The organism is Roseateles chitinivorans (assembly GCF_050632235.1).
Classification (GTDB): domain Bacteria; phylum Pseudomonadota; class Gammaproteobacteria; order Burkholderiales; family Burkholderiaceae_C; genus Roseateles; species Roseateles chitinivorans_A.
Map to the genome: position 1 here is coordinate 6,197,955 of NZ_CP192584.1, position 14,474 is coordinate 6,212,428.

Genomic DNA, 14,474 nt, shown 5'->3' on the forward strand with positions numbered 1-14,474 from the left:
GGTCTTGTCGAGCGCGGATTTTGTGTGTCGGCACGCGCCCATGTATTGCTGATCGGTAATGACCGTACGCGTACGGGGTCACTCCCCCACGATTGGGCGGCATGCATCGGCATGGTGCGGCAATCGGGCGATCGACGCCCCGTCCCGACGACCGGGCGCCCGCACGACGCCCGCTCGATCTCACGCCCGGCGGCTTGCTCGCCTGACCGCTGGGGCAAGGGCTCGGCAGGCCGGACTGTAGGCAGGCGATTGGCAAGCCGCTAGCCAGTTCCGCATTGAAGGATTGGCAAGCGGAACTTGATAATCCGCCAGTCCCGCATCGGTCATCCTCACGCCATGCCCGTCAACGAACTCCGCGCCATCACGACCTTCGTCCGCACCGCCGAACTGGGCAGCCTGCGCCGCGCCGCCACCGCGCAGGGCATCACGCCGCAGGCGGCGAGCCAGGCGCTGGCGCAGCTCGAGCAGCACCTCGGCGTGCGGCTGTTCCATCGCACGACGCGCAACATGGCGCTGACCGACGAGGGCCGCCAGTTCCTGGACAGCGTGCGGCCCGCGCTGGGCTGGCTGCATCGCGCGATCGAGAACGTGCGCGAGGCCAAGGACGAGATCGCCGGCCCGCTGCGCATCGTCGGTCCGCGCTCGGCGTTCCGGCCGGCGTTGTGGGCGCTGCTGGACGAGTTCTGCACCCGCCATCCCGACGTGCGTCCCGAGGTCCAGCTCTCCGACGACATCGGCAACTGGGTCGAGGACCGCGTCGACGTGGGCTTCCGCATCGGCCCGTCGCCCGCGGACGGCGTCATCGCGCGGCGGCTGTTCCCGGTGCAGGGGATCATCTGCGCGACGCCGGCCTATCTGCGCAAGCACGGCGCGCCGCAAACGCTGGATGAACTGGCCGCGCACCGCTGCAGCACTTTCCGCCATCCCGAGGGTCGCGTCGTCGCGTGGACCGTCAAGGTCGGGAAGGCGGTCGCCGCACAGCCGATCACGCCGGCGCTCTGCGTCAACGACGAGGAACTCGAATTCGACGCGCTGCTCGGCGGTCAGGTGATCAGCATGATGACCAGCATCACCGTCGCCGCGCACATCCGCGCGGGGCGCCTGGTGCCGCTGCTCACCCGGCATGTGGCCGCGCCCTCCAGCCTGCATGTCTACTGGGGCAGCCGCAGCGCGCAACCGGCGCGCGTGCGCGCCTTCATCGACCTGGCCATCGAGCGTCTGGCGGACAGCGACGACTACGTCCTCGGCGCCAAGGAACTCGGGGCGGCAGAGGCCCAGGGCCGCGAGAAGTTCCTATCGCGCACCTAACGTACGTCGATTCGTGCCGCAGCCCGCACGTCTTACAAATTCCCGGGAAAGTCCTGCCGTTTTTGCCGACAGATCGACCGTTGAAACACCCGGTTGCTCCTTAATATGCGGCCCCAGCGGACCCGCCCGGCCCTCGTCGGAGCACCTCAGACCGTCCGCCAGAAAGACATCGGGCAGTATGAAGTCGATCGGGTCGTCGGGTCAGTCAAAACAGGCGAAGCAGGCAGGGGTGGCAATCGCTGCCATCGTCACGCTGATGCTGGGCGCACAGGCCGTCCACGCCGAACCCGCGCTTCAGCAGCCGCTCCAGCAGCTTCAGCCGGCTTCCGCTCACATCGCCCCGCTGGCCGTCGACTTCCACGGTGAGACCGCCTCGCCCGAGGCACGCGCCGCGGCCCGCGCGGCGTTCGAGGGATTCGATGCCAAGGGACGCCCTTTCGCCGTCGTCGACAAGAAGGAGGCGAAGCTCTTCGTCTTCAATGCGGACGGCCAGCTGGTCGGCGCGGCGCCGGCGCTGCTGGGCCTGGCGCGCGGCGACACCGTCGCCCCCGGCGTCGGCCAGATGGTGAGCACCGGGATTCCGCCCAGCCTGCGCACCACGCCTTCCGGCCGCTACGACAGCCAACCCGGCCCCAATCTCAAGGGCGAGACCGTCATCTGGGTCGATTACGACGCGGCGTTCGCCATCCACCGGTTGCGTCCGAGCCCCGCCTACGAGCGCCGTGCCGAGCGGCTCGCCTCGCCCTCGCCGGACGACAACCGCATCTCGCTCGGTTGCGTCGTCGTCGCGGGCGAATTCTTCGACCGTGTTGTTGCCCCGGTGCTCGGCCACGGACCGGGCGTCGTCTACGTGTTGCCGGAACCCGGCCCCGCTGCCGTCGCGCAGAACACGGCCACCGGCCGTCTCTGAGTCGCACCCGGGCCTTCGGAAACGATCCGCAACCGACGCCTGCCCTCCCGCGACGGCAGGACCACGCCCGCTACACTTGCGCCCTTGCGCATTTCCGCAGCCACTGGATCTACACCATGTACCGCTGTGCCTCGCCCGCCCTGCCCCGCCGTCGATCGATGATGGCGACGGCCGCCAGCACCGCCCTGTTCGCCCTCGTCGCCGCGTTCGGCGGCCTCGCCGCCGTGACCGTGCCGTCGACCGCCGAGGCCCAGATCGTTCCCGGCCACCGCTATTTCCCGCAGCGCGCGCTGCGCGGCGAGTTGATCGTCGGCGTCGCGCCCGACGTCAAGCTCAACGGCAAGGCGGCGCGCCTCGCCCCGGGCGCCCGGATCCGCAACGCGGTCGACCAGGTCGCCACGCCGGGCTCGCTGTACGACCAGAAGGTCGCCGTCCTCTACACCACCGACATCAGCGGCCTGATCATGGACGTCTGGGTGCTCAACGAGGTCGAGCTGGCCAACAAGTCCTGGCCGACCACGCCGGACCAGGCCTCCAAGCTGGTCTTCGACCAGGCCAGCCAGGTCTGGCGCAAGCCCTGAACGACTGAGCGGCCGACCGCGCCACGCCCGCCGGATCACCGGACAGGCGCATCGCCGCGGGGCCGCCGCATTCCTCCCGATTCCCGGAGCTCCCCCATGAGCAAGAAAGTCTTCATCAAGACCTTCGGCTGCCAGATGAACGAGTACGACTCGGACAAGATGGCCGACGTCCTGCGCGCCGCCGAAGGCTATGAACCCACCACCGACGTCGACCAGGCCGACCTGGTGCTGTTCAACACCTGCTCGGTCCGCGAGAAGGCCCAGGAGAAGGTGTTCTCCGACCTCGGCCGCATCAAGCACCTGAAGGCCAAGGGGGTGATGATCGGCGTCGGCGGCTGCGTGGCCAGCCAGGAAGGCGCGGCGATCATCGAGCGCGCGCCCTACGTCGACGTCGTCTTCGGCCCGCAGACCCTGCACCGCCTGCCGCAGATGCTGGCCCAACGCCAGCAGCAGTCGCGCCCGCAGGTCGACATCTCCTTCCCCGAGATCGAGAAGTTCGACCACCTGCCGCCGGCCAAGGTCGAAGGCGCCTCGGCCTTCGTGTCCATCATGGAAGGCTGCTCGAAGTACTGCTCCTACTGCGTCGTGCCCTACACCCGCGGCGAGGAGGTCAGCAGACCCTTCGAGGACGTGCTGGAGGAAGTCGCCGGCCTCGCCGACCAGGGCGTCAAGGAAGTGACGCTGCTCGGACAGAACGTCAACGCGTATCGCGGGGCCATGGGCGGCACGGACGAGATCGCCGACTTCGCGCTGCTGCTCGAATATGTCGCGGAGATCCCCGGCATCGAGCGCATCCGCTACACCACCAGCCATCCCAACGAGTTCAGCCAGCGCCTGATCGACGCCTACGCCACGATCCCCAAGCTGGTGAACCACGTGCACCTGCCGGTGCAGCACGGCTCGGACCGCATCCTGATGGCGATGAAACGCGGCTACACCGCCCTGCAGTTCAAGAGCATCGTGCGCAAGCTGCGCGCCATCCGGCCGGACATCCGCATCGCCTCGGACTTCATCGTCGGATTCCCCGGCGAGACCGACGAGGACCACGCCAAGACCATGCAGCTGGTGCGGGACATCGGCTTCGATGCCTCGTTCAGCTTCATCTTCAGTCCGCGTCCCGGCACGCCGGCCGCCAACCTGGCCGACGACACGACGCACGAGGTGAAGGTCCGCCGCCTGCAGGAACTGCAGGCCGAGATCGAGGCGACCGCCATCCGCTACAACCACAGCATGGTCGGCAGGACCGTGCCGGTGCTGGTGTCGGGTCACGCCCGCAGGGACGCCACGGAGCTGATGGGGCGCACCGAGTGCAACCGCATCGTCAACTTCAAGGGCCACGAGCGCCTGATGCACCAGATCATCCCGATGCACATCACCGAGGCCTTCGCACACTCGCTGCGCGGCGAGGTGCCCGTGACCGAAGACCTCCCGGGCTGAGCCGCCTCACTCGAAAGCGGTAGCGCGTTCCCTCAACGCTTGTAACTGACGCCCCACTGCGTGACGGTGATGCCGAGCAGCATCAGGCCGTAGCCGGCCATCGTGCCGTCGCTGCCGGTGAGCATCAGCGCGGCGAACAGGCCCAGCGTGCCGCCGAGCCCGCCCCACACGGCCAGCGTGCGCCAGCGCATGTCGGCCAGGCCCTCGCGCCAGATCAGCTTGAGCGCCGCGGCCATCAGCGCGGCGACGCCCCAGGCGGGCAGGAACAGGTTGCCGAAATGCCAGACGGCGTCGAGTGGATCCACGGGTGGCTTCGCTCCGGGCGAGTGAGTTGTAACGGGACGGCGGTCGAAAGGCGCCGTTCTTGACGCATCCCGGGGCGATGAGCGCGCCGCCAAGGCCCGTGCGAGACACGGGTCGGGCAGGAATTTTATAATCGCCAGATGTCCGTCTTCGCCCTGGGTCTGAACCACACGTCCGCGCCGCTCGATCTGCGTGGACGTTTCGCGTTCACGCTCGAGCAACTGGCCCCGACGCTGCTGCGTTTCCAGGACCAGCTCGGCACGACCCAGCGCCGTCGCACCGCCGCCGCGGAAGCGGCCATCCTCTCGACCTGCAACCGCACCGAGCTCTACGTCGCCGGCGACGCCGACATGGTCCGCCCCGCCGTCGACTGGCTGGCGCAGGTCGGCGGGGTCGGCAGCTCGATGCTGATGGACCACTCCTACGTGGTCGAGGACGGCGCCGCCGCGCGGCATGCCTTCCGCGTCGCCAGCGGACTGGACTCGATGGTGCTGGGCGAACCGCAGATCCTCGGCCAGCTCAAGCAGGCCGTGCGCGAGGCCGATTCGGCCGGCACGCTCGGCACCACGCTGCACCAGCTGTTCCAGCGCAGCTTCTCGGTGGCCAAGGAAGTCCGCAGCTCGACCGAGATCGGCAGCCACTCGATCAGCATGGCCGCGGCCTCGGTCCGGCTGGCCTCGCAGCTGTTCGAGAACCTCGCCGACATCCAGGTGCTGCTGGTCGGCGCGGGCGAGATGATCGAGCTGGTCGGCACGCATTTCGCCGCCAAGTCGCCGAAGGCCATCGCCATCGCCAACCGCACGCAGGAACGCGGCGAGAAACTCGCCCATCAGCTGGGCGGCGAGGCCTTCCGGCTGGCCGACCTGCCCGACCGCCTGCACGAATTCGACGCGGTGATCTCCTGCACCGCCTCCAGCCTGCCGCTGATCGGCCTGGGCGCCGTCGAGCGCGCCTTGAAGAAGCGCCGCCACAAGCCGATGTTCATGGTCGACCTCGCCGTGCCGCGCGACATCGAGCAGGAAGTGGCCAAGCTGGACGACGTCTACCTCTATACCGTGGACGACCTGTCCAAGCTGGTCCAGACCGCCGGTGAGAAGCGCCAGGCCGCGGTCCAGCAGGCGGAAGCCATCATCGAAAGCGGCGTCCAGAGCTTCGTCCACTGGCTGGGCCAGCGTCACACGGTGCCGCTGATCCAGGCCCTGCACCAGCAGGCCGACAGCTGGCGCCAGGCCGAACTCCAGCGCGCGCGCAAGCTGATCGCCAAGGGCGAGGACATCGACAGCGTGCTGGATGCGCTGGCGCGCGGACTGACGCAGAAGATGCTGCACGGCGCCATGGCCGAACTCAACGGCAGCGACGGCGAACAGCGCCTGCAGATGGCGCAGACCGTGTCGCGGCTGTTCCTGCGCGGCAGCCCGAAGGCGACGGGCGCCCGCCCGGACGCGCTCGGCGAAGAAGCGGACTCGTAGCGGCGCGGTCCACGCGCGGGCAGCCGGTACCGGCTGCTCTTCTGGCACACCCTGCCACGCCGCGCCCGGTCCGCCGACCGGTCGCTCCTCCGCCTCCTCGCCTTCCCCGCCCATTCCCATGAAAGACGCCCTGCGCCAGAAGTTCGACCGCCTCGGCTACCGGCTGGCGGAGCTCGACAGCACGCTGGCCGACGGCAGCGCCGCCGCCGACATGAAGCGCTACCGCGCGCTGACGCGCGAGCAGTCGGAGGTGTCGTCCCTCGTCGAGCGCTACCGGCGCTACGTCCAGCGCGAGCAGGATCTCGCCGCGGCGCGCGAGCTGCTCGACAGCGGCGACGCCGACATGATCGAGATGGCGCGCGAGGAGATCGCCGGCGCCGAGGCCGATCTGGCGCAGCTCGACCAGGAACTGCAGCTCGCGCTGATCCCCAGGGACCCGGACGACGACCGGCCCGCGTTCCTCGAAATCCGCGCCGGCGCGGGCGGCGACGAGTCGGCACTCTTCGCCGGCGATCTGACCCGCATGTACACGCGCTTCGCCGAAGGCCGGGGGTGGCGCTGCGAAGTGCTGTCGGCGAGCGAATCGGATCTGGGCGGCTACAAGGAAATCGTGCTGCGACTGGACGGCGACGGGGTGTACGGCCAGATGAAGTTCGAGTCGGGCGGCCACCGCGTGCAGCGCGTGCCCGCCACCGAGTCGCAGGGGCGCATCCACACCAGCGCCTGCACGGTCGCGGTGATGGCGGAGCCCGACGAGGCCGAGGAGATCCAGCTCAATCCCGCCGAGCTGCGCATCGACACCTTCCGTGCGAGTGGCGCCGGCGGGCAGCACGTCAACAAGACCGACAGCGCGATCCGGATCACGCACTTGCCGACGGGCCTCGTCGCCGAGTGCCAGGACGATCGCAGCCAGCACCGCAACAAGGCCAAGGCGATGGCGGTGCTCGCCGCGCGGCTGCGCGACAAGGACCGCAACGAGCGCGCCGCCAAGGAGGCCGCGCAACGCAAGAGCCTGGTCGGCACCGGCGACCGCAGCGACCGCATCCGCACGTACAACTTCCCCAGGGACGGCTGACCGACCACCGGATCAACCTGACGCTCTACAAGCTCGGCGCGATCATGGACGGCGACCTCGCCGACGTGCTGCAGGGTCTGCAGCAGGCGCAGGCGGCGGAGCAGCTCGCCGCGCTGGAAGGCGGTCAGGCATGAGCACCGCCGCAGACGCGCTGACGGTCGTCGCGGCGGAACGCGCCGCCGTCGCCGCCGGCCTCCCGCGCGCCGAGGCGCAGTACCTGTTGCAGGCGCTGCTCGGCGTCTCGCGCGCCTGGCTGATCGCGCATGACACGGATCCGCTCGACGCGCCCCTGCGCGAGCGCTTCCAGGACTGGCTCGCCCGCCGGCTCGACGGTGTGCCGCTGGCCTACCTGACCGGAGAGAAGGAGTTCTTCGGCCTGACGCTGCGCGTCACGACGGACACGCTGATTCCGAGGCCGGACACCGAAGTGCTGGTGGAATGGGCGCTCGAGCGTCTCGCCGGACAGTCCATGCCCCGGGTCGTCGATTTGGGCACCGGCACCGGCGCGATCGCGCTGTCGATCAAGTCGCGACGTCCCGATGCGGACGTCCGGATGGTCGACGCGAGCGCCGGCGCCCTGGCGGTCGCCCAGGACAACGCCCGCCGGCTGGGCCTGACCGTCGAGGCCCATCTCGGCAGCTGGTACGAGCCGCTGGCGGGTCAATCGGCATTCGACCTGATCCTGAGTAACCCGCCGTACGTTGCGGGTGACGATCACCACCTCGATGCCTTGCGGCATGAGCCGCGCATGGCGCTGACACCGGAAGGCGACGGACTGGACGACCTGCGGGCGCTCATCGCCGGCGCGCCGGAGCGGCTGCGCCCGAATGGATGGCTGCTCCTCGAACATGGGTATGACCAGGCCGAGGCGGTGGCCGATCTGCTGAGCGCACGCGGCTTCCGGGAGGTCGAGAACCGACGGGATCTGGGCGGCCAGCCCCGCGCCACTGGCGGCCGCTGGCTGGCGTAAGGAATGTGGCGCTCCGCACAGGAATGTGGCGCGCCTCACAGACTGTTTCCACACTGCGGGAAACCGCGCCGGGAATCCGCAACAGTGCCAGGAATCCCCCTCAACTCGATCTGGCGCGGTAACCGGCCCGGGCGTAGCATGGTCTGACTTGGCGCCCGTTTTGATCCATCTTGAAACGGGTTCGTCGTCAGTCTGGGAGACCTGTCATGAGCGCCGCCCCCTTGCTCCTGCGCCTTGCCGTGGTCCTGGCCGGCAGTGTCTGCATGGCCGGCGCGGCGTGGGCCCAACAGGGCCTGCAACTGAAACCGGACCGCAAGGCGTTCACCAGCTGGCAGGGCCGGCTGCAGTTGAGCCAGGCCCAGGACAACGACAGCCTCTCCTTCGACGCCCGCAACGGCAGCCGCCTGTTGAGCGCGAACCTGCTGGCGGACTACTACCTGACCGGATCCGGCCTCGGTGCCGGCACGCGCGGCGGCCTGCGGGCCACCGGCGGCCTGATGCTGGGCCCGATGTCGCTGCTGCAGAGCAGCTCCGGCTTGGCGCTGGGCCAGAGCGCGGCGGTCTCGCCGTCGCTGTCGGCCGGTCGCCGCAGCCTCAGCCTGCTCACCGGCCCCGACCGCGAGCCCAACCTGTCCCTGTCCTACGTGGGCGTCGGCTACACCAGCTATTCGCTGCGCGGCGGCTGGGGCTTCAGCGCCGACGTCGGCGTGGTGGGCGGCGGCGCCTCGAGCCTGCGCCTGGGCAACAGCGCGCCGCAGGCCGAGTTGTCGCAGGACCTGCGCTACAAGCCGGTCGTCCAGTTCGGCGTCAGCTACAGCTTCTGACGCTGTCCGCGCCGGAGGCCGCTGCCCGGCACCGCCGTTCGAACGACTTGAGCCCTGCCCAGCGCGGGCTTGCGCGCTGCTTGATAATCCTCATAGCGCGCGGTACCGCGCCGACCCACGCCCGTGGGCCCCGGAACGGATCCTGCCTCGCACCGCATCCGCCTTTCCGCATCTGCTTTCAGAGGATTTCCGCCATGAGCGACGTTCAGCAACGCATAGCCGACCTGGTCAAGAGCAACCGCATCGTGCTCTTCATGAAGGGCACCGCGCAGTTTCCGATGTGCGGCTTCTCCGGCCGTGCGATCCAGATCCTGAAGGCCAGTGGCGCCGCCGAGCTCAAGACCTTCAACGTCCTCGAAGACGAAGGCGTCCGCCAGGGCATCAAGGACTACGCCAACTGGCCGACCATCCCGCAGCTCTACATCGACGGTGAATTCGTCGGCGGCTCGGACATCATGATGGAGATGTACGAGAGCGGCGAGCTGCAGCAACTGCTGGCCAAGGCCTGATGACCGCCGCGGCAGCACCGCGGCCGCGTCTGATCGTCGGCATCAGCGGCGCGACCGGCGCCGCCTACGGGCTGCAACTGCTGCGCCGGGCCCGCGCGATCGGCGCGGAGACCCACCTGGTCCTCAGCCCCGCGGGCGTGCTCAATGCCCACCATGAACTGGGGCTCGCGCGTGACGCATTGGAGCGCGAGGCGGACTTCGCCTACGCGCCCGGCGACATCGGCGCCTGCGTCGCCAGCGGCAGTTTCCCGACCGCCGCGATGGTGATCGCGCCCTGCTCGATGCGCACCCTCGCCGCAGTCGCGCACGGGCTCTCGGACAACCTCATGACCCGCGCCGCCGATGTCACGCTCAAGGAGCGTCGTCGGCTGATCCTCATGGTGCGCGAGACGCCCTTCAACCTCGCCCACCTGCGCAACATGACCGCGGTGACCGAGATGGGCGGCATCGTCTTCCCGCCCTTGCCGGCGCTGTACCTGAAGCCGACCTCCATCGAGGAGATGGTGGCGGAAACCGTCGAGCGCGTGCTCGAACTGGCGCAGCTGCCAGGCGCGACGCCGCAGGCCTGGCTGGGGCTGCGGCCTCAGGTCTGACCCGGCATCAACCAGCCCTTGCGGGCGCCCATCACCATGTTGGGATACTCCGCGCGCCCCCGGCTGCCGTTGTAGCGGCCCAGCGCGAGGAAAAGGTCGCCCTTCTCGCGGTCGAGGTAGTGCCGCAGGATCACGCAACCGAAGCGCAGGTTGGTCTGCATGTGGAACAGCCGGGACACCTGCCCGTCGCCGATCGAGCGCATCCAGAACGGCATCACCTGCATGTAGCCTCGCGCGCCGGCGACGCTGATCGCGTACTTCTTGAAGCCGCTCTCCACCTGCACCAGCCCCAGCACCAGCGCCGTCTCGAGGCCCGCGCGGGCGCTCTCGTACCAGATCGTCTCGAGGAACTCGATCCGCACCTGGGTCTCGCTCTTCTTGCGCTTCATGCGCTCGCTCATTTCGCCCAGCCAGCGCAAGTAGGCCAGGCGCGGTTCGATCGAGTCGAAATGCGGCTTGGGCGGCGCGTCCGAGGCGATCGCGGCCGACATCGCGGAGCGGACCGCATCGGCCAGCGGCTCCTCCACCTGGGCGCCGGCGAACGCCGGACGCGGCAGGCAACTGGCCGCGCCGGCGAGCAGCAGCGCGCGGCGCGAGGTGGGAGCAATCGTCTTGAAGCCAGAGTCAGTCACGGGAACGGCGGAGATCAGGTGGGGTCGTATGTCGATCGACAAGCGAGAGGCCGAGGCGCGGCAGCATAACGGCGCGCGCCGCCGCCGTCAGCGGGAGAGCCAGCGTTCCAGCGGCAAAGGTCGCGGACCGCGCAGTCGCGCGAGCAGCAAGCCACCGGTCCAGTAGGCGAGCGCCAGGCCGGCCACCGCCACCGTGCCCGGTTGCCAGGAGAGGCCCGCGCCGCTGAAAAGCGCGAAGCTCAGGACCGAGCTGAAAAGGTACAGGCTGAGCGTGTGCCGCCCGAGCGGCGCAAGCGCGTTCAGGAGTCGCGGATCGCTGCGCATGCGCAGCACCAGCGCCGGTACGGCGGCGCTCAGGAGCAGCATCGTCGGATAGAGATAGAAGATCGCGTAGCGGCTGGTGACATAGCCGTCGCCGTCGCGCAACCCTGGCCAGAGCAGCGAGGCGAACGCGATGTTCACCGCCACGGCAGGCCACAGCGCTCGACGGGACCAGCGCCGCAAGGCGGGCTCCCAACGCGGATGGGAGAACAGCCGCAGACGCGCTGCCATCAACCCGGCAGTCATCAGCAGGAGCGGCGTCGGCAAGCCCAGCGTGGCGAAGGCGATCGTCGACGCCAGGAAGTGGCCCGCGTTGCGCAGCGTCCAGTCCCCCCACGTGGCCGGCGCTGACAGCGGCATCGACGGCTCGCCCGACAGCGGCATGCTCGCCATCACGACCGTGAGCGCGATCACCACGAGTTCCAATCCGATCAACACCCGGAGCCGGACCTTCAGCATCGCCATCGAATGCCCGGCCCAGATCGCCAGCACCGAACCGGAGACCGCGTAGAGCGTCAGGATGTCGCCCATGTAGAGCAGCGTGCCGTGCAGCAGGCCGAGCGTCAGCATCTTCGCGAGCCGCCGTCTCCGCTTGTCCAGGGCCTCTTCGCCCCGCGACTGGGACAGCCCCTGGCTGTAGCCGAACAGGAAGGCGAGCAGCGCGATGCCCTTGCCCGCGATGAGCGCGTGCAGGAACCAGGAGACGACCTCGGCGACAACGCCGTCAGCGGGCGACGGGGGACTGAGCGGCCCGGCATCCGGGAGAGCGGGATAGCCGACCCAGTTGACCGCGACCACTGGGAACAGCGCCAGCGCGCGCAGCGCGTCCACCGCCGCGACACGCTGCGGCGGACGGGCCGGGTTCACGCGAGTCGTTGCTTCAGATGAGCGACGACATCAGCCAGCGCCAGCTTGGTGGCGGCGGCATCGCGGCGGCCCTGGTACTCGACCTGGCCTTCCTTGAGGCCGCGGTCGGAGATCACCACGCGGTGCGGCACGCCGACCAGTTCCCAGTCCGCGAACATGGCGCCGGGGCGCTCGCCCCGGTCGTCCAGCAGCACGTCGATGCCCAGGTCCAACAACTCTTCGTGCAGCTTGGTCGCGGCGGCCTTCACGTCCTCGTTGCGGTCCATGCCGATCGGGCAGACCACGACGGTGAACGGCGCGATCGCGTCGGGCCAGACGATGCCGCGCTCGTCATGGTTCTGCTCGATCGCCGCACCCAGGATGCGGGTCACGCCGATGCCGTAACAGCCCATCTCCATCAGCTGGGGCTTGCCGGTCTCGTCGAGGTAGCTCGCGTTCATCGCGGCCGAGTACTTCGTGCCGAGATAGAAGACATGGCCGACCTCGATACCGCGCTGGATCGCCAGCACGCCCTTGCCGTCCGGCGAGGGATCGCCCTCGACGACGTTGCGGATGTCGGCGACCAGGTCGGGCTCGGGCAGGTCACGGCCCCAGTTCGCACCGGTGAAGTGGAAGTCGGCCTCGTTGGCGCCGCAGACGAAGTCCGACATGTGGGCGACGGTCCGGTCGGCGATGACCTTCAGCGGCTGCTTCAGGCCGATCGGGCCCAGGTAGCCGGGCTTGCAGCCGAAGTGGGCGTCGATCTCGGCGGCGGTCGCGAAGCGGAAACCGCCCTTCAGGCCTTCGAGCTTGCCGGCCTTCACTTCGTTCAGGTCGTGGTCGCCGCGGACCAGCAGCAGCCAGACCTGCGACTTGACGATGTTGCCTTCGTCGTCGAGCTCGTCGGTCGCCAGCACCAGCGACTTCACCGTCTGCGACAGCGGCAGCTTCAGCAGCTCGGCGACATCGGCGCAGGTGGCCTTGCCGGGCGTCGCCGTCTTGGCAAGCGGCTGAGTCGCGGCGCCGCGCGTGGCGATCAGCGACAGCGCCTCGGCCAGCTCGATGTTGGCCGCGTAGTCGCTGGTCGGGCAGTAGATGATGGCGTCTTCGCCGGTCTCGGCGATGACCTGGAATTCATGCGAGCGGTCGCCGCCGATCGCGCCGGTGTCCGCCGCCACGGCGCGGTACCGCAGGCCGAGACGATCGAAGATCCGGCCGTAGGCCGAATACATGGCGTCATAGCTGCGGCCGGCCGCTTCCTTGTCGCGGTCGAACGAGTACGCATCCTTCATCGTGAACTCGCGGCCGCGCATGATCCCGAAGCGGGGGCGGCGCTCGTCGCGGAACTTCGTCTGGATGTGATAGAAATTCTTCGGCAGCTGCTTGTAGCTGCGCAGCTCCTGGCGCGCGATGTCGGTGATGACCTCTTCCGACGTCGGCTGGATGATGAAGTCGCGCCCGTGGCGGTCTTTCACGCGCAGCAGCTCCGGGCCCATCTTGTCGAATCGCCCCGTCTCCTGCCACAGCTCGGCCGGCTGCACGACCGGCATCAGCAGCTCGACCGCGCCGGCGCGGTTCATCTCGCCGCGGATGATGTGCTCGACCTTGCGGATCACGCGCAGGCCCATCGGCATGTAGTTGTAGATGCCGGCGCCCAGGCGCTTGATCATGCCGGCCCGCATCATCAGTTTGTGGCTGACGATTTCCGCATCGGCGGGCGCTTCCTTGAGCGTGGAGATGAAGAACTGGGAGGCTTTCATGGGCGCAGAAAATAAAAGTCCGCGGTCAGCCGGGCCGCCGCGGAAAGTACCGTGAATCACCGAGGGTTAGCGATGATCGCGCCGGGTCGCAGCCCCGGTGCAATAATCAATCCAACGAATGATTTGAAGGTTGATTATGCTCGACCGTGAAGGCTTCCGGCCCAACGTCGGCATCATCCTGCTCAACCACAAGAACGAGGTGTTCTGGGGCAAGCGCATACGCACCCATTCTTGGCAGTTCCCCCAAGGGGGCATCAAGCATGGAGAGACGCCCGAGCAGGCGATGTTCAGGGAGCTGCATGAGGAAGTGGGCCTCACTGCGGACCACGTGCGCATCATTGCGCGCACGCGGGACTGGCTCCGTTATGAAGTCCCGGACCACTTCATCCGGCGCGACGCGCGCGGGCATTACCGCGGGCAGAAGCAGATCTGGTTCCTGCTGCAGATGATGGGTCGCGACAGCGACATGAACCTGCGCGCCACCGACCATCCGGAGTTCGACGCCTGGCGTTGGAACGAGTACTGGGTGCCGCTGGAGGCCGTGATCGAGTTCAAGCGCGGCGTGTATCAGATGGCGCTGACGGAGCTCGCGCGTTTCCTGCCACGCTTGAATCATCACAACCGCTACCTGCGTGCCGGCATGCGTCCGCCGCCGCGGGGGACCGTCATGGCGGGCACGGCGACCACGGTGACCATCACGGCGATCAGGACCACCACCGGCATGAGCGCTTCGATCACCGGCCCCACGACCCTGACGGCCAGGCGCGTGCGGAGGCCACGCATCAGGAGTCGCACGACGGTCGCGAGGTCGCGCCACCGAGCGCCGCCCACGGCGGCGCGGTGGAACCTCCGAAGGACTGAGCGCTCGCTGCTGGCGATGTGGACATGACAAAGGCGCCCACGGGCGCCTTTGTCCTTGTCGCGTGCGCCTCAGCG

Annotated in this window: 14 protein-coding genes and 1 pseudogene; 11 read left to right on the forward strand and 4 right to left on the reverse strand. The window is 68.9% G+C overall.

From position 1 onward, the window contains the following. Positions 1-336 precede the first annotated feature (336 nt). From ACQ859_RS28385 to miaB, 4 genes are all read left to right on the forward strand, one after another. A complete protein-coding gene (locus ACQ859_RS28385) occupies positions 337-1,308 on the forward strand; it encodes a LysR family transcriptional regulator (protein ID WP_431263788.1) in 972 nt (323 codons plus the stop codon). A 229-nt stretch (positions 1,309-1,537) separates the two neighbouring features. Continuing rightward, the gene (locus ACQ859_RS28390) at positions 1,538-2,218 is read left to right on the forward strand and encodes a L,D-transpeptidase (RefSeq protein ID WP_431263789.1); all 681 of its coding nucleotides are present in this window, start codon (positions 1,538-1,540) and stop codon (positions 2,216-2,218) included. Between the two features lie 116 nt (positions 2,219-2,334). Then, the gene (locus tag ACQ859_RS28395) at positions 2,335-2,799 is read left to right on the forward strand and encodes a hypothetical protein (protein ID WP_431263790.1); all 465 of its coding nucleotides are present in this window, start codon (positions 2,335-2,337) and stop codon (positions 2,797-2,799) included. A gap of 96 nt (positions 2,800-2,895) precedes the next feature. Continuing rightward, entirely contained in the window at positions 2,896-4,236 is a 1,341-nt protein-coding gene (gene miaB / locus ACQ859_RS28400; protein WP_431263791.1) for a tRNA (N6-isopentenyl adenosine(37)-C2)-methylthiotransferase MiaB, read from the forward strand. A gap of 32 nt (positions 4,237-4,268) precedes the next feature. Here miaB and ACQ859_RS28405 read toward each other — a convergent pair whose 3' ends face one another. Next, positions 4,269-4,541 (reverse strand): hypothetical protein, encoded by a 273-nt coding sequence (locus ACQ859_RS28405; protein WP_431263792.1) that lies wholly within the window; start codon positions 4,539-4,541, stop codon positions 4,269-4,271. Positions 4,542-4,679: 138 nt separating this feature from the next. Between ACQ859_RS28405 and hemA the strand changes: the two genes are divergently transcribed. The 6 genes and pseudogenes from hemA (at position 4,680) to ACQ859_RS28435 (ending at position 9,979) form a co-directional block, all read left to right on the forward strand. After that, on the forward strand, positions 4,680-6,008 hold the full coding sequence (hemA, locus tag ACQ859_RS28410) for a glutamyl-tRNA reductase (RefSeq protein ID WP_431263793.1): 1,329 nt from the start codon (positions 4,680-4,682) through the stop codon (positions 6,006-6,008). Between the two features lie 118 nt (positions 6,009-6,126). Beyond that, positions 6,127-7,217, forward strand: a pseudogene (gene prfA / locus ACQ859_RS28415) (peptide chain release factor 1). Beyond that, a complete protein-coding gene (prmC, locus tag ACQ859_RS28420; protein ID WP_431263794.1) occupies positions 7,214-8,053 on the forward strand; it encodes a peptide chain release factor N(5)-glutamine methyltransferase in 840 nt (279 codons plus the stop codon). Before prfA ends, prmC begins: the two are co-directional and overlap by 4 nt. A gap of 206 nt (positions 8,054-8,259) precedes the next feature. Beyond that, positions 8,260-8,877 (forward strand): hypothetical protein, encoded by a 618-nt coding sequence (locus ACQ859_RS28425; protein ID WP_431260581.1) that lies wholly within the window; start codon positions 8,260-8,262, stop codon positions 8,875-8,877. 194 nt (positions 8,878-9,071) lie between these two features. Beyond that, positions 9,072-9,386 carry a Grx4 family monothiol glutaredoxin gene (gene grxD / locus ACQ859_RS28430; protein WP_431260580.1) on the forward strand — a complete coding sequence of 105 codons (315 nt, stop codon included), beginning with the start codon at positions 9,072-9,074 and terminating at the stop codon, positions 9,384-9,386. Further along, positions 9,386-9,979, forward strand: a complete 594-nt coding sequence (locus ACQ859_RS28435; protein ID WP_431263795.1) for a UbiX family flavin prenyltransferase — start codon at positions 9,386-9,388, stop codon at positions 9,977-9,979. Before grxD ends, ACQ859_RS28435 begins: the two co-directional genes overlap by 1 nt. Here ACQ859_RS28435 and ACQ859_RS28440 read toward each other — a convergent pair. The 3 genes from ACQ859_RS28440 to ACQ859_RS28450 all read right to left on the reverse strand — a co-directional run bounded on the left by ACQ859_RS28440 (position 9,970) and on the right by ACQ859_RS28450 (position 13,538). Then, entirely contained in the window at positions 9,970-10,611 is a 642-nt protein-coding gene (locus ACQ859_RS28440; protein WP_431263796.1) for a lytic transglycosylase domain-containing protein, read from the reverse strand. The two genes, ACQ859_RS28435 and ACQ859_RS28440, sit on opposite strands and share 10 nt — an antisense overlap. Positions 10,612-10,698: 87 nt before the next feature. After that, on the reverse strand, positions 10,699-11,799 hold the full coding sequence (locus tag ACQ859_RS28445) for a DUF418 domain-containing protein (protein ID WP_431263797.1): 1,101 nt from the start codon (positions 11,797-11,799) through the stop codon (positions 10,699-10,701). Then, positions 11,796-13,538, reverse strand: a complete 1,743-nt coding sequence (locus ACQ859_RS28450; protein ID WP_431263798.1) for a proline--tRNA ligase — start codon at positions 13,536-13,538, stop codon at positions 11,796-11,798. Before ACQ859_RS28450 ends, ACQ859_RS28445 begins: the two co-directional genes overlap by 4 nt. A gap of 136 nt (positions 13,539-13,674) precedes the next feature. Here ACQ859_RS28450 and ACQ859_RS28455 point away from each other — a divergent pair, with 136 nt between their 5' ends. Next, the gene (locus tag ACQ859_RS28455; protein ID WP_431263799.1) at positions 13,675-14,427 is read left to right on the forward strand and encodes an RNA pyrophosphohydrolase; all 753 of its coding nucleotides are present in this window, start codon (positions 13,675-13,677) and stop codon (positions 14,425-14,427) included. The last annotated feature ends 47 nt before the right edge of the window (positions 14,428-14,474 follow it).